Origin of the sequence: Paenibacillus agricola (genome assembly GCF_011440305.1) — a bacterium.
GTDB classification, from domain to species: Bacteria; Bacillota; Bacilli; order Paenibacillales; family NBRC-103111; genus Paenibacillus_S; species Paenibacillus_S agricola.
Map to the genome: position 1 here is coordinate 209,717 of NZ_JAAOIW010000007.1, position 25,799 is coordinate 235,515.

A 25,799-nucleotide genomic window follows, 5' to 3' on the forward strand; every position below is an offset into this window, starting at 1 on the left:
GTATGAGTAGCATGGGAAAGAAAAACTTGGAAAAGCAGAACCGAACAGGGTTTCTGCTCTTCCTTTTTTGCACGTCTTTTTTGGGCTTAATGGTCGGTATGCTCGGTAGCGTAAAATGGGGGCAAGCTTATGTTCCATGGGGAACATTATGGGAAGCTCTGACCTACCAGGGCCACGATAAAGAGCATCTATATATCCAAACCTTGCGGCTTCCACGCACCATAACCGCCTGCTTGGTCGGGATCCAGCTGGCACTGGCGGGGCTGCTGACCCAGCTTACCACAAAAAACCCACTCGCTTCCCCACATGTATTTGGGATTAATGCCGGAGCGGCACTAGCTGTTGTATTTGGCTTGGTGGTGATCAAAAATGTTTCCCTGGCCAACTCGGTCTGGCTCGCTATGATCGGGGCAGCCTTGGGCGCCTTGCTGGTCGGCTCGCTCGCTGGCACAGGTCCCAAGCAATATGTCCGCTTGGCCTTGGCGGGCATTACGATCCATTTCCTGCTCTCCTCGTTAACCGAAGGGTTAATTATCCTGAACCAGCATACGACGGAAAGCATGATGTTTTGGCTCGTGGGCTCGGTTAGCCAAGCCGCTTGGACAGAGGTGCGTATGCTCCTCCCCTTCTTTGCAGGCGGGCTGCTTGTCTTCGGCTTTATGCTGCCTTCGTTCCGCCTCTTGGTGATGGACGATGAGATCGCCGCAGGGCTCGGCCAGCGTGTAACGGTTGTACGGGCTATCAGCATGCTGCTCGTCATTGTGCTCGCTGGCTCCGCTGTTGCCTTATGCGGCCCGATCGGCTTCATCTGCCTGATTGTGCCCCATATTGCCCGTGCCTTGGTGGGAACTAACCTTAACGTGCTCGTGCCTTTAACGGGGCTGCTCGGAGGCAACCTGCTTGTTTATGCCGACTTGCTGGGACGGTTCATCGCGTTCCCCTACGATTCGCCAGTAGGGATCGTCACCGCCGCGATTGGCGCCCCGTTCTTCATCTATTTGGCACGCAAACAAGGAGGTACTGGCAAACGATGAAAAAGTGGTTGTACCTTGTCGTTGCGTTCCTTTTCATGATATTCCTTTCGCTAATGTCCCTTCGACTGGGAGCCGTACCCGTTTCCTTCCAGGATGTCTGGGCGAGCCTGCTGCATGAAAACAACAAGTTTTTGTTTATTATTTATGAAGTGCGCTTGCCACGGGTGCTGGTTGGCATCTTAGCCGGCTTCGGGCTTGCTGTGGGCGGTGTCATTCTGCAAAGCATTATGCGCAATCCGCTGGCGAGCCCTGATGTGATCGGTATTACCAAAGGTGCAGGGCTTAGCGCATCTGCGGTTATATTTCTTTTTCCCAAATCGCCTGCCTATATACTGCCTTTAGCAGCCTTGGCGGGCGCCTTTCTGGCCTTTGCCATTTTATTGGCATTAAGCCGCAGGCTGACGCTATCCCCTGCGTCCCTTGCCCTCATAGGCATCGCCTTGGGCGCCGTCTTCCAGGCCGGGACGCAATATTTGATCGTGAGGCATCCGACCGATATTAATATGGCTTTACTCTGGCTGGCGGGAAGCCTGTGGAGCAAACGCTGGGAAACCGTATGGTCCCTGCTGCCCTGGATCACGGTCTTGCTGCCGATCGTGTGGTGGAACTACGCCAAGCTGAATATTTTTCAGCTCGGTGATGACACGACGGCGTCGCTTGGCCTGAACATCGTGCGCCAGCGCTTTTGGCTGCTGCTGCTCGCGGTTGGCCTCGCCGGCATATCCGTCTCCGCGGTCGGCGCGATCGGCTTCATCGGGCTGATCGCTCCGCATATGGCGCGCAGCCTTGTAGGTGCCCGGCACCAATGGCTGCTGCCGCTCGCCGCACTGCTCGGCGCCGACCTAATGCTGCTCGGTGACTGCCTCGGGCGCATCATCATTATCCCGCGCGAGGTGCCGGTAGGCATCATGACGGCCGTGATTGGCGCGCCCTATTTCATCTATCTGCTGCGCAAGGAGCGGCAGCGAAAATGGTGATAATAAATTATTAATATAAGAAAAAGCCCCCGGCCTAACCGGAGGCACTCGGGAGCGTTTCTATCAATGGTTGAAGTAGTGACCCTGTTCAAGGTCCGGGATCAGTGCAGTGTGCATAGGCCGCCAGCCCAAGAGCTCCTGCGTCTGCGCGCTCGACCGAGGAAGATCAAGCCCCGCGAGGGCACCGAGAAAGCTGAAGTGCGCATCTGCCTCTTCGTGTGGAATGCTGACTACGGGCAGGTTCAGGTGCTTGCCGATGACGCCCGCAATGTCGCGAAAGGGCACGCCTTCTTCTCCGACTCCGTTCAGCCGTGAACCGGAAGGGGCCTTTTCCAACGCGAGGCGGTAGAGGTGCGCGGCATCGAGCCGATGCACGGCAGGCCAGCGGTTGGACCCGTCTCCCACATAGGCCGAGACGCCTTTCGTCTTGGCTATGCCGATCAGCATCGGCACGAAGGCTTTGTCGCCCTCACCATGAACGGATGGACAAAGCTCCACGATCGATGTCCGGACTCCGCGTTCAGCCAACGCGAGTACCAAGTTGTCCGATGCCGTCCCGTTGAAGTGGGCGGTGGTCACGAATGGCTTGCCCGAGCCAAGAAGCGCTGCTCCCAATGTCTCAACGGCGCGCAGATCGGTTTGGAGCGAGCCGGCGAAGTCCGAGAAGTCGTGCTTAAATGCCAAATGAATGACGCCGTCCGCAGCAGCGGCTCCGCTGTGCAGGCTGTCGAGGTCATCAATGTCTCCGTGGTGCACCTCGGCTCCAGCCTCTTTCAATGCCGTGGCACTATTGTCTGAGCGGGCAAGCCCGACGACCGTATGACCGGCCTCAATCAGTTCGCGGACAACGGCAGATCCAATGTAGCCGGTTGCTCCTGTTACAAAAACACGCATAGTAATGCCTCCTCATAGCTATTGATTACTTGAACAATTCTATTGTAAACTATAGAGTGTACTCTAAGGCAAGCTGGTTAAGGAGAGACCTGCATGAAAATTCAAGAACTAGCGGAGAAGACCGGTTTCACAGCCTACACCATTCGGTTCTATGAAAAGGAAGGTTTGTTTGACAGCCGGCATGTCCGGAGAGAAGATAACAACTATCGCAATTATTCAGACGAGGCTATTGAACGGCTGCGGCTCATAAAAAAGTTTCAGAGCATGGGCTGTTCGCTGGTCGAGCTGAAGGATGTCTTGCAGGATGTGAATGAGAGCAAGCGGACGAATGAGCAAATGATCGAATGGATCCAGCACAAAATAAGCGAAGTCGAACAGAAGAAAGACGAATATGATCAGATACTGGGTACGCTTAATTGGATGTTGACATACAGGACGGCATTGATGAATGACCCGCAAAAAGCCGATGCCATGTTAGCAGCGTTTAAACATTCCAATGCAGGACACTGATCCTCTGGATGATGTTGCAGAGAGCCGTTTAGGTATTATTCAAAATATAAGAAAGATTAAGTTTCACCTATATACGATTCTTATATTTCCGGACAAAGGCACCGTTTCCGGCTGAAGCTAGGTGCTTCATAATGTTAAGTTCAAATAATATGCCTTTTATTTCTTGATAATAACCATAAATAGCCTTGCTGCTTATTTCTTGAACAATGAGCGGCAAGGTTATTTTTAGCACCCGAACCTTTTTACCTTGGCCCTATTAACCGTGACCTGGATCTCACCCAATTAAGCTTTGACGTGCTCAGTCGGCATCCATTATAATAACCTTAAGAAAGTTAAATAAATACGTTAACTTTGAGGAGGGTTTTTAGGTGTCTTTTAGCAAGGATAAAGTAAGGCTGTATATGCAAAAGGCTGGAATCACCAGCCAAAAAGAGCTCGCGCAAAAAATGGATATGAGCAAAAACCAAATATCGATGTTATTGTCACCTAAATTTGACCCGATCAAATCGAGTGCCCGCAAGCTATGCGAAATTCTCGATATTCCTCTTGATGAAATCCTCAATAAAGAACAGCTGGAAATGAATTTTATGAATATTACGGTTGATCCCGAGGAGCCTGCTAATGAGGCTTTAGATGACGCCAACGATTACATAGAGGTTAGAGGCAATAAATCGGCACATGCCTATAACGTAATGGAATTATTTGCGGGCGCAGGTGGCCTCGCCTTAGGTCTTGAGAAATCCGGATTTAAATCATTAGGCTTGGTTGAGTTTGATAAATATGCTTGCCAAACCTTAAGGGCCAATCGCCCTCATTGGAACGTTATTGAAGACGATATTATTAAGGTGTCCGAGGAAGGCATACGAAGCTATATTCCTGCGGTGGATGAAATCGACCTTTTATCCGGTGGTTATCCCTGCCAAGCCTTCAGCTATGCGGGAAAAAAAATGGGCTTGGATGATATTAGCGGCACGATGTTTTATTATTACGCCAAAATTCTTAAAGAATTGAAGCCAAAAATGTTTCTTGCCGAAAATGTACGCGGGCTGATTAACCACGATGGCGGAAAAACGTTACAGACGATGCTGGGTGTTTTTGCGGAGATTGGTTATGAGGTCAAGTGGAAGCTGCTTCGGTCGCTGGATTATGGTGTTGCCCAAAAAAGGGAGCGCATCGTAATTATCGGTGTCCGCAAGGAGCTCGCCCCCTATACGGAAATCAAATTTCCGAAGCCCTTTGGTTATCAATTAAACCTCAGGGACGTGCTGCAGGATGTGCCTGCCTCTCTAGGTGTCCAATATCCCGAAGCCAAACGGAGGGTGCTGGATTTAGTGCCCGCAGGCGGCTACTGGCGAGACCTGCCGGAGCCTGTGGCCAAAAGCTATATGGGCAAAAGCTACTTTTCAGGTGGTGGGCGCACAGGGATGGCGCGCCGTTTGTCCTGGGACGAGCCTTCGTTGACCTTAACCTGCTCCCCCGCCCAAAAGCAGACGGAACGCTGCCATCCCGATGAAACCCGGCCTTTTACCTTGCGCGAATATGCCAGAATCCAGAGCTTCCCTGACGATTGGAGCTTCGATTGCTCCCTGAATAATGCCTACAAGCAAATCGGCAATGCCGTACCTGTCAATATGGCGGAGGCTGTCGGGCTCGCTATTGCCTATTCCTTATCCAAAATCGCGAAAAATAAGCCTTTGTAGTAGCGACTCTGTTAACTGGAAAAGCTCCAGTTGATTCAAGCCCTTTTCGTTCAAGTCTTGAAAAGGAGAGAATATAGCTGGATTTTTTCCAGTTATACTCATTTATATCCTTGTTCAGGCTCAAAAAGCAGGGGGAATTCCCTCTAAGCTGATGTATGGATAGACTGCCTGCAGGCGATAAACAATTTTGCATCCTATTTGCGGTTGGTATATCATAAAAATAGCTAGTAACCCTAGGGAGGCCCAATTAATGAATATTGAAATATGGTCCGATTTTGCTTGTCCCTTTTGCTATATTGGCAAACGCCGCTTTGAGGCGGCGCTTGAGCAGTTCCCGAACCGTGATGGTGTAACTGTCATCTACCGCAGCTTTGAGCTCGACCCCAGCGCTGCACGCGATGTAAACCAGAATGTGCACGAAATGCTGGCAGCCAAGTACAATATGAGCCCCGAAAAAGCGAGGGAAATGAACCAAGGCCTGGTCACCCAAGCAGAGTCCGTAGGCCTCACGTTTCACTTCGACAGCCTTATTCTGACCAACACTTTTGATGCACACCGTTTGTCGCATTTCGCTGCCAAGCATGGGCTTATGAAAGAAATGACAGAGCGTTTGCTCAAGGCCTATTTCACCGATTCGAAGCATGTGGGCGACCATGACGTATTAACCGCCTTGGCTGTAGAAGTCGGCCTCGACGAGGCGGCGGTTGCCCAAGTGCTTACTGGCGACGAATTCACAGCCGAAGTGCGCAGCGACGAGCAAGAAGCAAATACACTTGGCATTCGTGGTGTCCCTTTCTTCGTGATCAACCGTAAATATGCGATCTCTGGTGCGCAAGCGAGCGAAGTATTCCTTGAGGCGATGCAGAAAGCATGGGCTGAAGACCATCCGCTGACCCTCCTTAACGAGCCAAACAATACTGAAGACGGTGCAGCTTGCGTAGATGGCGTTTGCGCTCCTGCCCCTAGCAAGCCATAATAATCAAGTGGGTGTTCGGTGCTTGGGTGCTTGCATCCTGGGTATAGCAAGAGATGACCACGCAGGCGGGTGTTGCCTTACGCTAGCATACAATAACCAAGTGGGTGGGTCTCGCCTCGCCTTGCTCCCAGCAAGCAATGACCCTTCATAAAAGCCAATTCAGGCCGCGCTGCGGCAAACTGGGTTGGCTTTTATTTTTTCTAATAAATGGGTAATCATATAAATAAACCCAATACAGAAGGGGCTGTAAGATGGTCGCTAGAAAAATGTTAGCTGCTTATTTCACTTCGTGGATAGTGGTACTTTGGGTCTCCTTCCCTTCTTTAAACGTGGGAGGAGCAACTTGGCGTGTAGTTGGAACCTATACGTCATGGGCCTTTATCATTGCACTATACGCAGTACCTAGTATCTTTGTGTACGGCATTCTCGTTTCATCACTCGTGGAGCTGGCAGCTAAAAAGCTCAAGCTCGCTGGCTTCATGGAATGGGCAGTATCTGGTTGCATTCATGTCATCTTGGGGTTCTCCTTCGGTTTGATATTTCAATCTTCGTTATTCAGCATTATGGGTGGTGCAGCAGCGGTACTTTTTTTCAGTATCGATATGATGATCCCCCAAACCTTACCCCTCTTCAGGTGGAGAAAATATGTCACTCTGATCACTGCACCTCTTCTCTTATTTGGGGTTATTGTGAGTGCCTTGTATTTGTCTGCCCCGCCCAAACCACCGTTCACGCCTAATGATGCAGTAAGCTTCGCCACCTCGGGCAGCGGCTCCACGATCGATTGGTTCCCAAAACGAGTAGGAATAACGAAACGACAGATCGAAGGTTATGAGGTGGAGAGAGAAACGGCGGTAGTGGAAACGGGCGTAAAGGAACAATATCTCGTTTATTTCATTGAGAGTTGGCGCAAAGGAGAAGAAGTTGGAGAACACCGAATGATTTATGAGGTCACCCGAGGTACGATGGGGGCAAAAGGGAGCGAGGGCACGGAGCCCCCTTATCAGCGTTCAAGCTAATTAAGAACGGATACACATTTCCGCAACACTTAAAATTGGGGTTCCCTCCGACGTGCAGGCCCCATGCATAAGCATAGATCGCAAATTAGCCTTGACCTTCACCTTGCGTCAACGTTTACGATAGGTTTGCAAGTATCTTAAGGAGGTTATTACCATGCCCGATCATGACTACATTTACATGCAGCAAGCAGAAACCTACCACCGTTTAATTTCCAAGCAAGCGGATTTACTCCCGCACATTGAAGCCATTCGACCGATCCACGGATTGGATATCGTTGACCTGGGTGCCGGCACCGGCAGGCTCACGGTGGAGCTCGCCGCACAGGCGCAATCGGTCATCGCCCTGGATGCTTCCGAGGCGATGCTACGCCTTATAGCCGACAGGTTAAAGGAGGCAGGGCTTACGAATGTACGCACCCAGGTCGCCGATCTGCGCAAGCTTCCGCTGCCAGACCACAGTGCTGACTTGATCGTAGCCGGCTGGAGCATTTGCTATGTAGCCAGTAGGAACGTGCCTGATTGGCAGCTTAACCTAGAGCAGGTTATAAACGAAATCAAGCGGGTGCTGCGGTTCAAGGGGACGATCATTATCTTTGAAACGATGGGGACGGGCTTCGAGACACCGACACCTCCTGATTTTTTAACCAGCTATTATGCGGAGCTCGCTCAGCGATACGGCTTCTCCCATACCTGGCTAAGGACGGATTACCAATTCGATCATATCGAGCAAGCAGAAAGCTTAACCCGGTTTTTCTTCGACGATACCTTGGCTGACAGGGTCGTACAGCAGAACCTTGTGCGTTTGCCGGAATGTGCGGGGGTCTGGTGGCTGCATACGGAATAATGTCATACTGCACATCCCTAACGAAAGATGGGATTCATAAACAAAGCCCCCTTCTCCATGGGAAGGGGGCTTTGAACCGAGAATTACTTGACTCTCTTCAAAATCAGCTGGTCTTGAGCCACATCTTCCCCTTTTATTTAGCTACCTTGTTCATGTACTCCACGTATTCCTTTTCAGCATCGGCTGTCGCTGGATTCCATTCCTTCTCCAGGAAATCCTTGAACTGCTGCAGCGTAATATTACCCGTGATGTACTTGAGTTCTTGGTCGTCCTTTTTCTTGACAAGGTCGGGGATGGAGCTATTCAGGTTTAATATTTTCGGTGACCGAACAGCAGGAACGTTAATAACAGTCATCTGCTTTAAAGCAGCATCTGCTTGCGTTTTATAAATGTTAAGCCTTTCCAGCGAATCGGCACCTTCGATAATGGCACCGTTCCCATCTATAGCGTTAGCGAGCGTCATGTAAGTGCTTGTGACCGAAGCAAGCTTGGTCGTTTGGTCTGCCGTTCTGGTTATATTCTTGGTAGCCGGGTCATAGCTTTCATAAGTTAGCCCTTTCAAGCCAACTTGGAACAACGTATTGGCCTCAGTGGTATTGCCCCAATCGAGAAATTTCAACACAGCATCGATATTTTTGGAGTTTTTGGCGATCATCCAGCCACCCCACATCGCTGGCGTAACCCAGTCTGATGCAACACCCTTGCTATCCTTTAGAACAGGCTGATACGTGTACTTTTTATCCGAATCTTTATCATTGGACAGGTTGGCCATAACCGAATACTGATGGGCATAAATGATCCCGATACGATTCTGGTTCTGCTTTTCCTGGTCCACATAGATTTTGTTAATTAGGAACTCAGGATCAATTAATTTCTCATCATTTAACTGCTTCAAGTAGGTCAGGTAAGGAATATAGCCCGACATTTTTTCCCTTATTTTATAAGCACCGTCTGTATCCTTAGCTCCATTAACGACGGGGAGGCTAAAGGCCGAGGTCAGAAAATTAGAGGCATTCCAAATCGTATTAGCGCCCAACGTCGGATTGGAAAAGCTTACACAATACGTATCCGGCTTCCCATTGCCATCAGGATCATTATTGGTAAAAGCTTTACAGACGTTGGTAAATTCGTCCAAGGTAGTAGGAGCCTTCAGCTTAAGCTTATCGAGCCATTGCTGGTTGACCTTATATCCCCAGTGATTGACGATATTCGTTCTTGGAATGATATAGGTCTTTCCATCGTTAACGGACTTGACCGCATCCCACATTTCTTTCGTTATGTTTTTGGTCAAATTGGGGTAATTTTTAATCTTGTCATCCAGAGATACAAGAAGGCCGTTCTGCGCCCATTTCTCCATATTGGCATCTGCGCCACCCCAATTATAGATGAGGTCTGGTAAATCCCCTGAGGCCATAAGCACCTGCAGCTTATCTACATAATTATTAATCGGGGGGGCTTCCACCTCCAATTTGACGTTGGCCAGCTTTTCAGCTTCTGCGATTACCGGATTTTTCTCGACAACAACCGTGGCATTGACCCTGTTAAATATTTTGATCGCTGCGGGTGCTGCTGTTTTGGCGGGAGCTGGTGTTGCTGTGATAGTGCTTGGTGTCGTGCTTGGTGTGGCGCTTGTGGCCCCATTGCCTTGGGGACCTGAATTTGAACTGCAGGCCGCAACTAGGGAGGAAAGCAATAAAATACTAACGGAAGAACTGACAAGACCTTTGACAGACCCTTTCAATACCAACATCTCCTTTGAATTTCAACATTATTAAAACTGCAGCAGGCCGCAGATCTTAATCGGTTTTAAACAAACGGCTATCCCTTGATCGAGCCCACCAATACGCCCTTCATAAAATATTTCTGCATAAAAGGATAGATCAGCAAAATCGGGAGCGTGGCAAAAATAATAATCGCCATTTTGATCGTAAAGACCGTGACTCCTGTATTATTCATATCCATTGCATCCTTGGCAATGCCTCCATCTTCGACGACCATCTCCCGCAATATGAGCATCAGTGGCCAAAGGCTTCTTTTGGACGTATAAATAATCGCCGAGAAGAAGGTGTTCCATTGGGTCACCGCATGAAAAATAACAAAGGTGGCTATCGCTGGCTTGGATAGGGGAACAATAATACTAAACAGCACCCTGATTTCATTTGCACCATCGATCACGGCTGATTCTTCCAAGCTTTCGGGTATAGCGCTAATAAAGTTTTTCATCAGGATCAGGTTATACGCACCCAATGCCCCCGGCAAAATCATACTCCAGAGCGTGTTATAAATATCCAGTGTTTTTATCAGGTAGAAATTAGGGATTAAGCCTCCATTGAAAAACATGGTAAAGGTGATTAACACCATGATTAAATTCCTGCCCTTTAAATCCTTTTTGGAAAGCGGGTAGGCGGAAATAATCAGTAAAAATATGTTTAAAGCGACTCCAACGACGGTGATAATAATCGTATTTTTATAGCCGGTCCACATCAGTGGCATTTGCAGAATCTGCTTATAGGCGCCCAGCTCAATTTCGTTAGGGATCAGCTTTAACGGATTTTGCAAATATTCCGAATAGGGGGTCACCGAAAAGGAGGCTACATAAAAAAACGGGAATAAACAAGCCAAAGCGAACAAGGTGACAATGATGTAATTCAACAGGTCAAAAACCTTATCACCAAATGATTGGATACTCACTACAACGACCTCCTTTTACCATATGCCATCCTCTTTCAGCCATTTGGCAATCTGGTTGCTTGCCAGCAGGAAAATCAATCCGATTACGGAGGTAAACAGCCCAACTGTTGTTCCGAATGAAAAGCGGCCGCCAATTAAACCTACGCGATATACATAAGTTTCAAAAACCTCAGAAACGCCTAGATTCAAAGGGTTCTGCAGCACGAAAACTTGCTCGAAGCCGTTGCCCATAATTTGCCCCAGCCTGAGGATCAGCAAAATAACAATCGTCGATTTGATTCCGGGCATCGTGATATAGCGCATTTTCTGAAAGCGATTCGCGCCATCGATGCTCGCAGCCTCGTATAATTCGGTATTAATCCCCATCATAGCGGCCAGGTATAGGATGCTTTCCCAGCCCGATTCCTTCCATATGCTGCTAATAATGACCAATGGTCGAAAATAGTTATTGTCAGCCAAGAAGAAAATCGGCTCATAGCCAATCTGTTTAAGGAAAATATTTACAATTCCCCAGGAGGGTGAGAGAAAATTGACCAAAATCCCCCCAATGACGACCCATGATATAAAATGGGGGAGATAGATGATGGTTTGCGTTATCCGTTGGTAGGTACGGTTGCGCATTTCGTTCAGCAGGATGGCCAGCAGAATCGGAAAGGGGAACCCGAAAATGAGCCTGAGCATGCTAAGGTAAAGCGAGTTCCAGAATACCGTATAAAAATCACTGAGCCCGAACATATACCGGAAATTATCCAGCCCAATCCACGGACTCCCAAGAATCCCTTTGGAAAAATTGAAATCCTTAAAAGCGATAATAACGCCATACATGGGGAAATAATTAAAAACCAAAAAGTAAACCACGCACGGAATTAACAATATATATAAATATTTTTTCTTATTTACATATCTTAATGCCAATCTCATATTTTTTGCCGACATGGTTCCCATTCCGTTCCCACCGCCTACCTTCAAATTCGCTGTGCTTATTTTTTCTGGAGTGCACGTTGCTCCTTGAAAATTTCATAAATATCCTTGGTCAAAATCATTTTGTCCTTATCCTTGGCATAGTAGCTTTTATACCACTCATCCACCTGCTTGCCGCCCGCTTTCAGCCAGGCTGCGATAGCATCCTGTTTGGCTTGCTCGGGGGTATAGCTTGGCGTCAATATCGACTTGACCCAGATATCACCCTCGCCGACACCAACCTGCTTCGTCGTGTTGGTCAGAATCAGCTGGAGCTCCTTCGGCAGCTGGGGCATTTGCTCGGCATGCGTCGGACCCGCGATCGGAAGGTCCAGATGGACAAAGGACGAGTTCGCTTCAAACATGGCCTTCACCTGGTTCTGGAGCGCATCCTTGGCATCCAGCTTTTCTGTGCCAAAATAACAAGTGCCCGCCAAAGTCGGGGAAGCCAGCATCGCAAAATCGCCAGCGCCGAAATTAAATTCGGTTTTCCATTTATCGAGGTTCGTCACCTGCGGGCATTGGCCTGGCTCGGTCTTGCTATGCACGCCTTCGAAGCCATAATACATGGCCTTCATAAATGTCTCGGATGCCGCAAAATCCACATACTGCATCACCGCTTCCAGATCCTTGGCTTCGGCGTTCACCGCCGCTGTCAGCTGCACCGGGTTAACAAGAATCGGGTTAAACTGCCCTACCGGTGTTTTCGGATAAGGCATGACCGTAATTTCGGCACCCGGCACATTTTTTTTCAAATTCAAATAATAATCGCTGTAAAAGACAAAGGGCACATTAAATTGCTCCATATAGATGCCAATTTTACCCTTCAGGAAATCCTGCTTCGCCTTCGAACCGTTTTTATCGTTCAAGTAATCCCGATCTACCAGGCCTTCATTATAGAGCTGTTTCTTAAACTCTGTAGCCGCTTTTATATGATCCCAGCCGTGAATAAGCTCGTTATTGTACACGATAAAGCCCGGATAGGTGACGCCAAACATTTCGTCGAGAATTGCTCCCGAATTGTAGGACATCGCCATGCCGTAGGTGTCCTTTTTGCCGTTGCCGTCCGGATCCTGCTCGGTGAAGGCTTTGGCCACCTGGTAAAGCTCCGCGGTGGTTTGTGGAATTTCCAGATTCAGCTTGGCCAGCCAATCCGTACGGATAAACAGACCCCGCTGCGGAATCGTTTCGTTGATACGCCCAAACTGGTACATCCGCCCATCGGGAGCCGTCCCTGCTTTCTTAAGCAACGGATATTTCTGTAAAAGCCCCTTATAGACGGTGCTGTACTTCTCGATCATCTCGTCAATGGGACGAAGCTGCTGTTGGTCAATCAAGGGATTCTTAACCTGCGGTCCATATTCTAGGATCAAATCCGGCGCCCCGCCTCCGGCAAATAACGTATTCAGCCTTTGCTCGGACTGTGCCCGAGGCACCGCAATGAATTTCACTTGGACCGGACCGGCGTCGTTGATCCATTGCGATATTTTATTGTTTTCAATCGTGCCCTCACTGGAGGGAATATTGCCGCGGTCATAGATGGTCGCGGTAATATGTCGCCGCTTCTCCAGATTGTGCGCTTCGCCCGCAGCAGTCTCGTCAGTTGGGGCAGAGCAGCCCGCACCGATAGCGAGGAGTGCCGCAGTACCCCATAGCAGCACCCTTTTCATTCGTTCAGACATTGCCCTCCCCCTTCCTGATTAGCCCCTACCCCTTCACAGCACCCAGCATAACGCCCCTGACAAAAAAACGTTGCACAAACGGATAAACTACCAGCATTGGAAGCATCATCAGCACGATCGCCGCGGCTTTTACCCCTTCAGCAACGAGCTGGACGTTATCCCCGGGAGCACGAAGCTCACCTAGCAGCTGTTGGTTTTGTACCATTTGCTGCACGAGCACGGCCATATTATAGCTGTCCGTTGAGTTCATAAAGAGCAGTACATTCATAAACGAATTCCAATACGATACCCCATAAAATAATGTCAACGTCGCCAATACCGGCATGGAGAGCGGCAGCACAATTTGCCCAAGCAGCCTCCATTCATTGCAGCCGTCCATATGGGCCGCTTCCAGTAATTCCTGCGGGATACGTTCAAAATAAGTACGCATAACGAGCATATTGTACGTGCTGACTAACGCCGGAAGCCAAATTGCCGCGTACGAATCCATCAGCCCAAAGCCCTTCACAACCAAGAAGGCGGGAATGATGCCTCCATTGAACAGCAGCGTAAAGACCATGGCAAGTGTAAAAAATCGCCGCGCATAAAAAGAGCGCCGGGACAACGGATAAGCGGCCAATATCGTAGCCAGCATACTGAGCACAACGCCAACACCTGTGATCACCACGCTGTTCAAAAACGATTGGATTATCCTCGTGCCCTTGAGCACTTCCCTGTAGGTGTCCCAAGTGAAATCCACCGGCCACATCCCGATGTCACCTGAAGTAATCGCATGGGCTCCGCTGAAGGAAAGTGCACCGACATGGATCAAGGGCAGCAGACAGGTTAACGCGATAAGAGTCAGCAGCGTATAAGTGAACCCATAAAATAGCTTCTCACCTCTTGTTGGCTTCATCAGCCGACTCCCCCTACCAAAGCCCCTGCCCGTATTTGCGAGCCAGCCCATTAGCCGCCAGCACCAATACCAAAGCTACTGCCGACTCGAGCAGCCCCATCGCCGCCGTCAAGCTGAATTGCCCCTGCTGGATGCCTGCCCGGTACACATAGGTGCTGATCACCTCTGATACGCCGTTAACCCCATCGTTTTGGAGGTTATAGACGGGATCAAACCCAACATCCATCACATGGCCAACAGCCAAAATAGCCAGCAGGCTCATCGTGGTCTGGATGCCTGGCAAGGTGACATGCCAAAGCTGCCTCAGCTTGCCTGCACCATCCATTGCTGCGGCCTCATAAAGGCTCGGATCGATCGAACATAGCGCAGCCAAATAAATGATCGCATTAAAGCCCATCTCCTTCCATACACCTGAAGCAATGAAGATAGCGATCCATGAAGCCGGCTTGTACAAGAACGGGTACGGCTTGCCGAATAGCTGTTCGATCCCACGGTTGATCACGCTGGACTCTATCGAAAACAGAGTCAACACCAGACCGCCAACAACGACCCAGGAGAGAAAATGGGGCAAGTAGATCACTGTCTGCACGAGCCTTTTAAACCACGACTTTCGTATTTCATTCAGCATGATTGCCAGCATAACGGGGACTGGAAACCCGAATACCAAGCTCAATACGCTTAAACCCAATGTATTGCGAATGATATTCAAAGTTTGCGATTGGTCGAAAAGCATTTGGAAATTGGCAAGCCCTACCCAAGGGCTGCGAACCATTCCTGCGGCAAGGCTGTAATCCTTAAAAGCGACCAGCACACCAAGCATCGGAAGGTATTTAAACGAAAGGTAAAACAGGATGACTGGAATAAACATCAGCAGCAGGGGAAGGTTGTGATGGAGCCTTTTTTTGTTAATGACAAGCCGCATTCCCTACACCATCCAGCATTTTTTGTTTGCTTTATGTAGCTAATTGTAAGGGAATTGGCAGCTGTCGACATCTACGATTTATGGGGAAAACGAGACAATCTTTAGATCATTACTGGTGCAGCTTGCGGTAATCCTTGGGGGTGAGGCCGGTGGCCTGCTTGAACAGCTTGGCAAAGTAATTGGGCAAATCATAGCCGATCCTGCCCGATACCTCAGTAATTTTCATATCAGTGTTGGCGAGCAGCTGCTTCGCTTTCTCCATGCGCAGCTCGACCAAATAATCAACAAAGCTGCGACCGGTTTCTTTTTTAAACAAATGGCTGAAATACGCAGCATTCAAATGCACCTGTGAGGCCACCTGCTGCAAAGGAAGCTGCTCAGCATAATGCTCCTCCATATAACGTGCCGCCTTTGATACCGCATTCTCGCTATATTTGCCCTGCCATGTATGAAAATTGTCCAAAAACCGATCCGTTTCCGCCGCCATCCAGCCTTGCACCTCGCCAATGCTGACACATCCATGCAGCTCGCCTATACGTGCCGTCAATACTTGCGGCTCCGCTATCCGCTCAAGCTCCTTACGTGCCGTATCCTGCAAGGCAAAGCTGAGCGATAACGCCTCGATTTTGCCGTTCTCCACGGACAGGCCATGAATTCCCTTGATCAGCTGGCCGAGGTATTGCTTTAACGGCTCCATTTGCCCGGCTATCATAAAAGCAGCCAGCTGGGCACGGATCAGCTGCTGCCGGGCGCGGTTCATCGGAAAAGCGGCCTCCGGCTCTTCCTCCTTCTCTGGGCGCTCCGCTATTTTCGTCCCTTCCACGGCGGCCTCGTATAGGTCAGCCAGCTGGGCAAGGCCTTTGACCGAACCGGCAGCATGCGAGGATACACATAAGCCCAGCAGATGGTTAACCGTATGGCATACCGCAGCACAAACGGCCTCCTCCTGATCGGTATCCTTCAGAAGTAACGCATACCGCCCATACTCAATTAGCAGCAGCTTGCCGGCGATCCTGTGGATATCTAACAATTCACTAATAATATTTAAGACTGCAAACTGCAATAATGGCACATCCCGTTTCGTATATTGCTTATGGGCAGGGTAGTAATCCATAACTCGGAACAGGATCAGCTTGCTGGTACCCAAGTCTCGTTCGAGCTCTTCCACTGGCTCCATACGGTAAGGGAATTTTAGGAATACCGCTCTTAATGTATTTTCCAGCTGCAGCTGATGCTCCGTTTCCGCTTTCCTAAGCTTGGCCTGCTTTTCCAGCACAAGCTCGTACACCTTATCCAGCGCACGATTAATATCCTGCTTGCTGCAAGGCTTGATAAGCAGATCAAGTGCGCCGTAGCGAAGCGCAGTTTGCGCGTATTGAAAATCCTGGAAACCCGTTATAACGATAAACTCAATATCCGGGAACCTGGCTTTGACACGCTGTAGCAGCTCTAATCCATTCATTAGCGGCATGCGGATATCCGTGATCACGAGGTCCGGCAGCAGCTCCGCAATCATCGCCTCCGCATCCATCCCGTTCTCTGCTTCGCCACACACGCTCCAGTCCGTTCCCGATCCGGCAATCATTTTCGCAAGCCCTTTACGGAACAACGGTTCATCCTCAACCAGAAGCAGTTGGTTCACCCTCCCCGCCTCCTTTCTTAGACTCATAAGCTACACATGGCAAAATCAACCGCATCAGGGTACCCTGCCGCAAACGCTGGATGTCCAGCCTGTAGGGCTCTCCGTGCACCAAATAAATACGCCGGATCACATTGCGGATGCCGATGCTCTCCCGTTCCCGATGCGGGTCGTAGGCGGACTGATCCTTGGTCATATGGTGAATGGCCTCCACATCCATCCCGCATCCATTATCCTCAATTTCAATATGCATTTCAGCATGCATACGGAAAGCGCGAATCGACAAGCGCTTGTCGGCCGTCTGGTCGCGGAAGGCATGCACAAACACGTTCTCTACAAGCGGCTGCAGTAGTAGCCTTTGCATCCCGCACTTTGCCAGCTCCGCTTCGGCTTCGATACTGACATGCAGGCCCTCGCCATGCCGAGCCTCCTGTATCGTCATATAATTACGGATCTGCGCCAGCTCCTCCTGCAAGGTGCTTGGTGTCGATATGGAAGCCAAGGAGTATCTCAGCAGCTCCGATAAGCTGGTCACCAGCGAAGCGGTCTCGGCGTCGTCGTAAAGCAGCATAATTTTCCAATAAATCGAGTTGAGCGCATTATACAGAAAATGCGGATTGAGCTGGGCCTGGAGCGCCTTCAGCTCCGCCTCCTTCTCACTCAGCTTGCTGACATATACCTCCTGAATGAGGGATTGAATATTGGCAACCATCGCATTAAAGCTTTCCGCCAGAAAAGCAAATTCATCATTCGAGGTTGTAGCGATTTCCACCTGCAAATTCCCTTTGCGTAGCTGCTGCATGGCCCCAACCAGCCCTTGCAGCGGCTGCAGCAGCTTGCCGCTAAAGAAGGAAACACTGACCGCCATAAGGATGACGCTGACAAGGCCGGAAATTAACGCGACCTGGTATACACTGCGACCTTTGGCTTCAATATCGGCAAGTGAAATTCCGCTCACTAGCGTGAATGACCGTGGATCATAGGTGCTTTTGACAAATAAATAGTCATTGCCGTCGTTGCGCTGGGTGAAGGTTCCTTCTTGGTGAGCCCCGTCCGGTACGAATCCGCCGCCTCCCTCAGGCTCGCGGCTGTAAAGAAGCCGGTTATATTGGTCATATATGTAGGCGCCTGTCGTCCGTCCTTCCATCAGTGAGTCAAGCGGGCTGGCTAGGAAGGATTCATCAATAATCATAATAATCATGCCGTATACCGTCTGCTGTTTGGTCGATTTGAGCAGCCGCGCAGCTACCAGATGGCTTTTCTCACCTGAGGGCTCGGAGGAATCGGAGATTTGTAATCGTTGCCATACAAGCTCGGCGGATTGGTTTTTCAAGCCGCTTTTCACCTTTTCATAAAACTCAGGAAATTCGAGCTGCATCGAGGGGCTGTTATGGCTAAAATAATGGTTATTTCCCTGCAAATCCACAATATATAAGGCACGGATTTGCGGGGTCTCGTTTTTAACAGGCAATAAAATATCCGCTAAATCCCGCTCTAATATAAATCTGCGGTATTCCTTGCTCTCACCGTCCGCTGGCTCCGTGTGCATGCCTTGAACGATTTGCTCAATCAGCGGATGAAAAAAAATAAAGTCGGTGATCCGGTACATATCCTGAATTTTGAAGCCAATCTGCTCAATCGTTTGCTTGCTCGTATTGAGGTATTGCTTGCTGATTTCACTTTCGAACAGATTCAAATAAATTCTATAGGAAGCATATCCGGTAACCAAGGAGCAGGCAATAATAATGACGGACAGCACCAAAATTAATTTCACTTTGAAATGTTGATTGATGTATTGGAGAACATGCCGATGCCTCATTATTTATATTCCTCCTGAAGACTTCTACAAGGTCCCCATAGCCAGTGTAGTCCATTTGCCGGCTTTAAACATCTATAAATTATGGGCGAATAGCTATAATTTTTAGATAATAGTTACAGATTTTTGGATCATCGTCACAGGTCTACGTCCCGCTATAGAATATCCTCATCCTCGTCCCTATTCATATCCATATCGTCATCTATATCCATAGGAATATATCGGTATGTGGCCAAGTCAATTCGCCCCTCTGCATTCAAGACCACACCCTCGCCTTGCAAATGGAGCATCTGCAAAGAGCGCGATTCCTCATCCTTGATCGCAATTTCCCCTTTGGCGTTGACCACCCTATGCCAAGGAAGCTTATGGATGCCGCTTAACGCATGCAAAATCCGTACCACCTGCCTCGCCCCTCTGGGGCTTCCAGCAACCGCTGCCACTTGTCCATACGTCATTACAGAACCTGCCGGTATGCTCTTAATAATCGTAATGACCCTTAAAGTATAAGGTTTCATCGTGCTCTCCCCGCTTCCTCAAGCCTTGCATGTATATCGATGTATAAAATATTGTATAATGGTTATATAGACAGAAGCAATAATGACATACGGTCATTATATAACGTAATTGCTTCTTTTGGAGGTTACTATGGATCGTTATCATTTTATTGGAATTAAAGGCAGTGGGATGAGTGCGTTGGCACAAATTGTATACGACTTGGGAAATAGCGTCCAAGGGGAGGACATCGCGCCTTATTTGTTCACCCAAGCACCCTTGGACTCGCGCAGCATTCCTTTATATACGTTCGGGGAAGCCCCTTTATCCCAGCCGATGGAGGTCATTGCCTCTAACGCTTACAGTGATGAGCATCCTTCCATTGTGAAGTGCAAGGAATTAGGCCTGCCTGTCAAACGCTACCATCATTTTCTCGGGGATTGGATGCGTGGTTATACCAGTATTGCAATTACAGGGGCACATGGCAAAACGACAACGACCGGCATGATGGTCCACGCGCTTCAAGCCGTCGAACCTACCTGTAGCCTGATCGGAGACGGAACCGGCAACGGGCATCCCGATGCACGCCTGTTCATCTTTGAAAGCTGCGAGTACAAGCGCCACTTCCTTGCCTATAAACCGGATATAGCGGTGATTACGAATATTGATTTTGACCATCCTGATTATTTCGCTGATCTGGATGATGTTAGGCATGCCTTTGAGGAAATGGCCGCCCTGACTGGCAAGCAATTGGTAGTATGTGGCGATGACCCGCAAATCCGCCTGCTGCAAACGGAGACGCCGATGCTGCGCTACGGCTTCGAGCCGGATAATGAGCTGGTCGCCTCCGAGCTTAAAGTGGAAAATAACTGTGTAGCCTTTGATGTCCATTACAAGGGCACTTGGATTGATCGTTTCACGATCCCTTCCTTTGGCAAGCACAATGTATTAAACAGTTTAGCTGTGATCGGAGTCGCGTTGGTATTAGACCTCGATATGGAGCTGATCCGAGCGCAGATGGCCACATTCCCTGGAGTAAAACGGAGATTCACCGAAAAGCCATGGCACTCCAATATCGTGATTGATGATTATGCGCACCATCCTTCAGAGATCAAGGCTACCCTTGAAGCCGTAAGGAGCAAATACCCGGGCAACAAGGTTGTTGCTGTCTTTCAACCCCATACCTATAGCCGATTGGAAAAGCTGTTGGAGGACTTTGCCCTCACGCTACAAGAAGCCGATGATGTATTCCTATGCCCGATATTCGGCTCCGCGCGAGAAAATAATGGCGCTATTGCCATCGAGCATCTGCAAGCACGGATTCCGAATGCGCGCCTCCTGTCTGAGGACGTTGCCGCCGATTTGGCTGCCTACCAAGACGCCATCCTTGTATTTATGGGTGCAGGCGATATCCAGAAATACCAAGCCCGTTTGTTTGAGGCTTAGCTCCCAGCATGACAAGCCAAGTTGCCGTAGAATAAGTCTATCTGGCTCATAGGCAATATAAACAGGTAAGACCGGAAATCCTTGGAGGATTACCGGTCTTATTTGCTTATCTCAATAGGTTGGGTTGTATGGTGGTGGTGCTGTAAAACGAATCAAAAACGCCGATTTGTTTTCTGGGTCTTTTCCGAATAATTAAAATCCTTATATGTAGAAATTACTTTTAGCGAGGTTACATCCGTTGAATCCTGGTCAATCGGCTGAAAGATCATATTCTGGATGTCTTTAAGCTCCACTTCAATCCCTTGCTCTTTAAATGCCTGTGTAAAATCGCCAATGTTCGGTCTGGTAGCTTTGGCACATATTACTGCCAATTCTTTATTGTATTTGCCTTGACGAGTTGAGTATTCAATATTGATAAGATATCGATCTGTCATAATTTACCCCACCCTATCTTTATCTTTTAATTGAATGATTTAATCGTATCACCTAGAATGAAGGTTTGTCCATCCGTCAAAGGGACTGATTTACAATTAACGACAAAAAATCCATAGCGCGCTACTTTTTCTCCACCTTCACGCCAGTTAAAAGCTCCAAAGAAAGCAGGACTGCGGACATGTCCTTATCGCCAAAGTGCTGCTCGTCAGCCCTTTGCAGCACTGCCTCTACATGCTGCCCTGTCGAAGCCTCAAGCCCCGCTCCCGCTACCAGCTGGTTAGCCAGCCTGATATCCTTGAGCAAATATTTCAATGCGCCACCTGGCTCGAAATTACGCTCCAAAACATGCTGCTCCATATGGCGGCGAAGCATCTTGCTGTCCCCATAGCTTGTTGACAGAATTTGATAGAGCTGCTCAGGGTCAATCCCATAAGCACTGCCAGTAACTAAAGCCTCCGTAGCAGCCAGGGTATGGACGGCCACTAAATATTGGTTGATCAGCTTAGCCACACTGCCCATCCCCGCCGGTCCCAAATACTGTACATTAGCACCTAATTGCCGGAGTACCGGCAAGCATACCTCGTATGCCTCTGCTCGCCCACCTACCATGATCGTCAAGGTACCCTGCGCTGCACCCTCAGGCCCACCGCTCATCGGCGTATCTAAAAAGGCCAACTGGCGAGCATTTGCTTCTTCAGCCAATTGTACGCTCAAATCCCGGCCCACTGTTGTAAAATCCATACAAACCGCACCTGGCTTGGCCCCTTCAAAAATGCCCTGTTCACCTGTATATAATTGCCGGACATCCTCGGGCATCGACAAACAGGTGCAAATGATATCGGCTCCCGCTACGGCTTCACGGATGGTTTCTGCCCTGCTTGCACCTAATTGTACCAAAGGCTCGATTTTACTTGCTGTCCTATTGTAAACGGTTACGGAAAATCCTGCTTTAATGAGCCGTGCTGCCATTCGGGAGCCCATCACACCCATGCCGATAAAGCCTATATGCTTCAATTCCACCACTTTTTCAACCTCCAGCAATTAATTTTTTTCAAGCATACAAGCTGCATTCGTGCTGTCCGCTTTATTTTACCATCGTATAGATGTATAAAATATGATTATTTTGCCATAGTAAGGGCGTACGGTTATCGAATCCAACGATATGGGGAGGACATCCTATGGCTAAACATTCAAGAGTAAGCTGGAAGCCCGAGCAACCAATTAACCAACTGCATAATTCTGTCGAAAAAGCGACGAATGCCGTAGAACAGGCTGCCTCGCATCCTAGCGAGCAGTTAATTGAGCAATCCGAGCATGCGCTGGAGCGGGCAGAGAATGGGCTTATCAATACAATTGCCCACGGCGAGAACCCTGAGGCCACCCATCAGCTTCAGGAGCAATTGGAACAAGATCGGGAGCTGTTGGAGCAGCTTCAGCCGATCCAGGATGAAACGTAAGGTTAACTTAGGCTTAAAATGCTTAGAACCGCAAAAACCGCTACCAGCAAAGCTTGCTTGGTGGCGGTTTTTCGTTTCATTTCATAAATAACCCGAAACCACCGATACTCGGCAATCCGGGTTACCTTGTAAATTTCTAGCGAACCTGCTTCGGCAGATGCGTATGGCTGCTAACTTCATCAAGCGACTGGCTCGCTCCAGCCAGCTGGTCCTGAATCTGCTGCAGATCTTGCCGATTGGAGTCGGTCAGCTGGGCATCCAATTGGCCCTGCGCCTGCGCCACAGCCTGCCTCACCATATCCAGCTGTTGAATAGAGCTCGCAATCTGCTCCGGGTTCGCTTCCAGCTGTGCCTGATGTAAGGCCTTTGTCGCTTCATCGACAGTTTGGAGCGTTTCTTCTGCACCAGCCATGGCGCGTTTCAATGGCATTTGATGCTGGTTTACATTTGTCATTCGAGCACATCCTCTCGGTTTGTCAACCATTAGGATGTACGGAATCGTGCCATCTTATGCCCCGTACCCATCACGATTTATAGAGCCTTGATGAGCCTTGATGGGCATGCTTATGAAAACTTCCAGCTGCTTAAGCTCAGGTTGCCATATTGGTAGCTACGGTGCACCAGTGATGCCTTCTTGGCGCCATCTCCGGTTCCCATCGCCAATAGCAAGGGAATAAAATGCTCAGGAGTAGGCACCGCTTCCTTGGCATAGGGCGCTAGCTTCTCATACTGGAATAAGGCTTCGGTATCCCAAGCGTTCAGCTTCTCTTCAAGCCAGCCGTCAAATTCGGCAGCCCACATTGTCGTTTTCGTCGCCCCCCACTCCAGCTTACGCAAATTGTGAACCGTGCCGCCACTGCCGATGATAAGCATATTTTTCTCGCGAAGCGAAGCTAACGCCTTGCCAATCTGGTATTGCTCCGCATTGGACAAATAACGGTTTACCGATAGGGTAATTACCGGAATATCTGCCGCGGGATACATTAGGTGCAAGACAACCCAAGCCCCGTGGTCCAAGCCACGAACCGCATCAATACTAGCGGGAATCTTCTCTTGCTGGAACAAAGCTTGAATCTCACTGGCAATGGCAGGCTCGCCGGAAGCAGGATACTTGACTTCGTACAATTCCGGCTGGAAGCCCGAGAAATCATAAATAGTTTCGTATTGAGGAGCACCGGAAATCGTTTGCTCGTTACTTTCCCAATGTGCAGAAAAGAGTACAATAGCTCGCGGCTTAGGATGGCCAGCTGCAAAATCTTTTAAAAGCGCTGTATAATCGTTCTGTTCCAGAGCAAGCGATGGGGCACCATGGGCTATAAAATAGGAAGGTATCATATAAAAGCTCCTTTAGTGGTTTTTAGTAGCTGAATCTTCTCTGATCCAGCGCGTAACATCTGCTTTATTGTCCAAGGACACACCATGTGCGGATGGATACGTTTGATACGTAACGTGGTTGGATACCTGCCGGAAAAACTCGGCATTATCGTCACCTAGCTGCTTCGGGAAGACAGGATCATATTCGCCATGTGAAATAAAAACAGGCATATGCGTTACAGATTGAAGCTCGTATTCGTCTTTCACGAAGGCTGGAATATAACCATTTAAAGCAATAATGCCGCGAATGCGTGCTTCTCCCATCGTTAAAGCTAGTGACATAGCAAGCACAGCACCTTGGCTGAAGCCAAGCAGGTATCGACGGGCAGGATCAATCGCAAGCTTTGCAGTAACTGACTCCATAAACCGTTCCAGCTCCTGCACCGATTGGTCGAATTGTTCGCGAATCGGATTGCCGATGCTTTTAATATGGAAATAGGCGTAGCCACTGCCCTGGGCCAAATTGCCTCGGATGGCAATGACGATATAGTCTTTATTTAATTCTTCCAGCAAGCCAAGCATATCCTGCTCATTAGAGCCCAGTCCATGAAGGGCGAAAATAACAGGGTATTTCGTCCCCGCCTGATCGCCCTCTGGCCATTTAATTTCGTATTTATACTCGATAGGCATAGGATCATTCCTTTGCTTGGTTGGTCGCATTACGACTAATTCTGGTCGCGGTTTTTGAACAAAAGCTGGTCTACACCATAACCGCGCTCATTCGCAATAGCAAAATATCCCACTATAGCCAGCAAAGCAAGATCAAGCTCGTAGCCCGCCATTTGGGCGTTACCTAGCAAACCGATAGGCAGCTTCACCATCAAGATAGCTCCTAGAAGCAGAAGTATAAAACCGATCGCAAAGTAACGTGTTAATAACCCCACCACTAAGGCGATACCACCGATCAATTCCAGGAAAGCAACGACATACGCCATAAACTCAGGAATACCGATACTGCCAAACCAACCGGCTGTATTGCCAAGACCCATCTGGAATTTGGCGACACCGTGTGCGATAAACAGAATACCTACTATAATCCTCATGATGGTTACTATTGTTGTTGTCTTCATTTTATATACTCTCCTCACAAAAGTATTCTTATAAGATACTTTGTTTTTTATTTGTTAAACATAATTTATCATTTAAAGATTGGATTGTCAACTTTTATTTGGTATTATGAATATAATATATGTATCACAAAACTAAGGGGCGTTCGATATGGATATTGGCTCTACAATTCGAGCAATACGTAAGCGCAAGAAACTAACCATCCCTCAGCTCTGTGAAGGAACCGGGCTTTCCAAAGGTTTTATCAGCAATGTAGAAAATAATAAAACCTCTCCTTCTATTGCAACACTAGAGAGCATCGCTTCTTTTTTAAAGGTTCCACTCCCCTATTTACTGCTGCAAAAAGAGCAACGCATGCAAGTCGTCCGGCAAGATGAACGACAGCATACGACAACTGGCAAAGAAAAGCTGAAGGTGGAGCATCTTTCTACCCAAGGGGATTTGCGTATGATGATCGTCGAATTTCCCCCAGGCGCTACCACGGGAGACGATCCGCATGCCCATGAAGGCGAGGAATGCCATTTCGTCTTGAACGGACGCGTATTAGCGGAGCAAGGCGAGGATGCTGCGGTGCTAGAGGAAGGCGATTCCTTTAGCTGGAATGCGAGCGTCCCCCATAAGGTGACCAATACGGGCGACAAGCCTGCTTTCGTGCTGGTCGCGGTATATCGGGAAGCCCGCTAGGCTCCCGGCGACCTAGGGGCGAGAGGGCTATTCGAGCTCTGTCTCATTCCCGCTGTAATGTAATATAAAGACCCGTATTAGCGGTAATAAGCTAATCGGGTTTTTCTTTTTTCATCCTCGCCTTCTCCTTATCCGGCAACAACATCCATCGGTCGGATCAACTTGTTTTCCCTGGTCTACAAGGTTTGCCCTATAAATTATCTCCTAAAAAAGTGTCTCTAAGGATTATCCAAATGAGCATTGAAGATCATCAGCCCCCAAATAACAGCCGTGCCAGAAGGAAC

General features: G+C 48.8%; 26 protein-coding genes. 10 read left to right on the top strand and 16 right to left on the bottom strand.

What is annotated here, in order from left to right; all coding sequences use genetic code 11:
• The first annotated feature begins 2 nt into the window (after nt 1–2).
• Both G9U52_RS20045 and G9U52_RS20050 read left to right on the top strand, forming a co-directional pair.
• Nucleotides 3–1,034, top strand: a complete 1,032-nt coding sequence (locus G9U52_RS20045; protein ID WP_166152411.1) for a FecCD family ABC transporter permease — start codon at nt 3–5, stop codon at nt 1,032–1,034.
• A complete protein-coding gene (locus tag G9U52_RS20050) occupies nt 1,031–2,011 on the top strand; it encodes a FecCD family ABC transporter permease (RefSeq protein WP_166152412.1) in 981 nt (326 codons plus the stop codon). The genes G9U52_RS20045 and G9U52_RS20050 overlap by 4 nt, the downstream gene beginning before the upstream one ends.
• A 63-nt stretch (nt 2,012–2,074) precedes the next feature.
• On the opposite strand, the gene G9U52_RS20055 is transcribed toward G9U52_RS20050, so the two are convergent.
• Nucleotides 2,075–2,905 carry an SDR family oxidoreductase gene (locus G9U52_RS20055; RefSeq protein WP_166152413.1) on the bottom strand — a complete coding sequence of 277 codons (831 nt, stop codon included), beginning with the start codon at nt 2,903–2,905 and terminating at the stop codon, nt 2,075–2,077.
• A 93-nt stretch (nt 2,906–2,998) separates the two neighbouring features.
• Here G9U52_RS20055 and G9U52_RS20060 point away from each other — a divergent pair, with 93 nt between their 5' ends.
• The 5 genes from G9U52_RS20060 to G9U52_RS20080 all read left to right on the top strand — a co-directional run bounded on the left by G9U52_RS20060 (nt 2,999) and on the right by G9U52_RS20080 (nt 7,954).
• Nucleotides 2,999–3,415 carry a MerR family transcriptional regulator gene (locus tag G9U52_RS20060; RefSeq protein WP_166152414.1) on the top strand — a complete coding sequence of 139 codons (417 nt, stop codon included), beginning with the start codon at nt 2,999–3,001 and terminating at the stop codon, nt 3,413–3,415.
• A 368-nt stretch (nt 3,416–3,783) separates the two neighbouring features.
• Nucleotides 3,784–5,115 (top strand): DNA (cytosine-5-)-methyltransferase, encoded by a 1,332-nt coding sequence (gene dcm / locus G9U52_RS20065; RefSeq protein ID WP_311764900.1) that lies wholly within the window; start codon nt 3,784–3,786, stop codon nt 5,113–5,115.
• A gap of 250 nt (nt 5,116–5,365) precedes the next feature.
• Nucleotides 5,366–6,091, top strand: coding sequence for a DsbA family oxidoreductase (locus G9U52_RS20070; RefSeq protein WP_166152415.1), 726 nt, complete (start codon nt 5,366–5,368; stop codon nt 6,089–6,091).
• Nucleotides 6,092–6,342: 251 nt separating this feature from the next.
• Nucleotides 6,343–7,110, top strand: coding sequence for a hypothetical protein (locus tag G9U52_RS20075; protein WP_166152416.1), 768 nt, complete (start codon nt 6,343–6,345; stop codon nt 7,108–7,110).
• A gap of 154 nt (nt 7,111–7,264) precedes the next feature.
• On the top strand, nt 7,265–7,954 hold the full coding sequence (locus tag G9U52_RS20080; RefSeq protein WP_166152417.1) for a class I SAM-dependent methyltransferase: 690 nt from the start codon (nt 7,265–7,267) through the stop codon (nt 7,952–7,954).
• 133 nt (nt 7,955–8,087) lie between these two features.
• On the opposite strand, the gene G9U52_RS20085 is transcribed toward G9U52_RS20080, so the two are convergent.
• The 9 genes from G9U52_RS20085 to G9U52_RS20125 all read right to left on the bottom strand — a co-directional run bounded on the left by G9U52_RS20085 (nt 8,088) and on the right by G9U52_RS20125 (nt 19,074).
• Nucleotides 8,088–9,704, bottom strand: coding sequence for an extracellular solute-binding protein (locus G9U52_RS20085; RefSeq protein ID WP_207953088.1), 1,617 nt, complete (start codon nt 9,702–9,704; stop codon nt 8,088–8,090).
• 68 nt (nt 9,705–9,772) lie between these two features.
• Nucleotides 9,773–10,645, bottom strand: a complete 873-nt coding sequence (locus G9U52_RS40120; RefSeq protein ID WP_207953089.1) for a carbohydrate ABC transporter permease — start codon at nt 10,643–10,645, stop codon at nt 9,773–9,775.
• A gap of 15 nt (nt 10,646–10,660) precedes the next feature.
• Nucleotides 10,661–11,581 (bottom strand): ABC transporter permease, encoded by a 921-nt coding sequence (locus G9U52_RS20095; RefSeq protein WP_243767458.1) that lies wholly within the window; start codon nt 11,579–11,581, stop codon nt 10,661–10,663.
• Nucleotides 11,582–11,625: 44 nt separating this feature from the next.
• Nucleotides 11,626–13,287 (bottom strand): extracellular solute-binding protein, encoded by a 1,662-nt coding sequence (locus G9U52_RS20100; RefSeq protein WP_166152420.1) that lies wholly within the window; start codon nt 13,285–13,287, stop codon nt 11,626–11,628.
• 25 nt (nt 13,288–13,312) lie between these two features.
• Nucleotides 13,313–14,182 (bottom strand): carbohydrate ABC transporter permease, encoded by an 870-nt coding sequence (locus tag G9U52_RS20105; protein ID WP_166152421.1) that lies wholly within the window; start codon nt 14,180–14,182, stop codon nt 13,313–13,315.
• Nucleotides 14,183–14,195: 13 nt separating this feature from the next.
• Entirely contained in the window at nt 14,196–15,104 is a 909-nt protein-coding gene (locus G9U52_RS20110; RefSeq protein WP_166152422.1) for an ABC transporter permease, read from the bottom strand.
• Between the two features lie 109 nt (nt 15,105–15,213).
• Nucleotides 15,214–16,746 (bottom strand): response regulator transcription factor, encoded by a 1,533-nt coding sequence (locus G9U52_RS20115; protein WP_166152423.1) that lies wholly within the window; start codon nt 16,744–16,746, stop codon nt 15,214–15,216.
• Nucleotides 16,724–18,562, bottom strand: a complete 1,839-nt coding sequence (locus G9U52_RS20120; protein WP_166152424.1) for a cache domain-containing sensor histidine kinase — start codon at nt 18,560–18,562, stop codon at nt 16,724–16,726. Before G9U52_RS20120 ends, G9U52_RS20115 begins: the two co-directional genes overlap by 23 nt.
• Before the next feature lie 152 nt (nt 18,563–18,714).
• The gene (locus tag G9U52_RS20125) at nt 18,715–19,074 is read right to left on the bottom strand and encodes an MGMT family protein (RefSeq protein WP_166152425.1); all 360 of its coding nucleotides are present in this window, start codon (nt 19,072–19,074) and stop codon (nt 18,715–18,717) included.
• A gap of 130 nt (nt 19,075–19,204) precedes the next feature.
• Here G9U52_RS20125 and murC point away from each other — a divergent pair, with 130 nt between their 5' ends.
• Nucleotides 19,205–20,497 (top strand): UDP-N-acetylmuramate--L-alanine ligase, encoded by a 1,293-nt coding sequence (gene murC / locus G9U52_RS20130; RefSeq protein ID WP_166152426.1) that lies wholly within the window; start codon nt 19,205–19,207, stop codon nt 20,495–20,497.
• Nucleotides 20,498–20,649: 152 nt separating this feature from the next.
• On the opposite strand, the gene G9U52_RS20135 is transcribed toward murC, so the two are convergent.
• Together G9U52_RS20135 and G9U52_RS20140 are read right to left on the bottom strand one after the other, a co-directional pair.
• Nucleotides 20,650–20,931 (bottom strand): hypothetical protein, encoded by a 282-nt coding sequence (locus tag G9U52_RS20135; RefSeq protein ID WP_166152427.1) that lies wholly within the window; start codon nt 20,929–20,931, stop codon nt 20,650–20,652.
• A 121-nt stretch (nt 20,932–21,052) separates the two neighbouring features.
• Nucleotides 21,053–21,946 (bottom strand): NAD(P)-dependent oxidoreductase, encoded by an 894-nt coding sequence (locus tag G9U52_RS20140; RefSeq protein WP_166152578.1) that lies wholly within the window; start codon nt 21,944–21,946, stop codon nt 21,053–21,055.
• A 164-nt stretch (nt 21,947–22,110) separates the two neighbouring features.
• On the opposite strand from G9U52_RS20140, the gene G9U52_RS20145 reads away from it, so the two are divergent.
• The gene (locus tag G9U52_RS20145; protein WP_166152428.1) at nt 22,111–22,389 is read left to right on the top strand and encodes a hypothetical protein; all 279 of its coding nucleotides are present in this window, start codon (nt 22,111–22,113) and stop codon (nt 22,387–22,389) included.
• 136 nt (nt 22,390–22,525) lie between these two features.
• On the opposite strand, the gene G9U52_RS20150 is transcribed toward G9U52_RS20145, so the two are convergent.
• The 4 genes from G9U52_RS20150 to G9U52_RS20165 all read right to left on the bottom strand — a co-directional run bounded on the left by G9U52_RS20150 (nt 22,526) and on the right by G9U52_RS20165 (nt 24,833).
• Nucleotides 22,526–22,843: a hypothetical protein gene (locus G9U52_RS20150; protein ID WP_166152429.1), complete on the bottom strand. Its 318-nt coding sequence runs from the start codon at nt 22,841–22,843 to the stop codon at nt 22,526–22,528.
• 110 nt (nt 22,844–22,953) lie between these two features.
• Nucleotides 22,954–23,724 carry a DODA-type extradiol aromatic ring-opening family dioxygenase gene (locus G9U52_RS20155; protein ID WP_166152430.1) on the bottom strand — a complete coding sequence of 257 codons (771 nt, stop codon included), beginning with the start codon at nt 23,722–23,724 and terminating at the stop codon, nt 22,954–22,956.
• 12 nt (nt 23,725–23,736) lie between these two features.
• A complete protein-coding gene (locus G9U52_RS20160) occupies nt 23,737–24,393 on the bottom strand; it encodes an alpha/beta hydrolase (RefSeq protein ID WP_166152431.1) in 657 nt (218 codons plus the stop codon).
• 35 nt (nt 24,394–24,428) lie between these two features.
• The gene (locus G9U52_RS20165; RefSeq protein ID WP_166152432.1) at nt 24,429–24,833 is read right to left on the bottom strand and encodes a DoxX family protein; all 405 of its coding nucleotides are present in this window, start codon (nt 24,831–24,833) and stop codon (nt 24,429–24,431) included.
• Between the two features lie 148 nt (nt 24,834–24,981).
• On the opposite strand from G9U52_RS20165, the gene G9U52_RS20170 reads away from it, so the two are divergent.
• Complete coding sequence (locus tag G9U52_RS20170; protein ID WP_166152433.1) at nt 24,982–25,515, top strand: helix-turn-helix domain-containing protein; 534 nt, start codon at nt 24,982–24,984, stop codon at nt 25,513–25,515.
• The last annotated feature ends 284 nt before the right edge of the window (nt 25,516–25,799 follow it).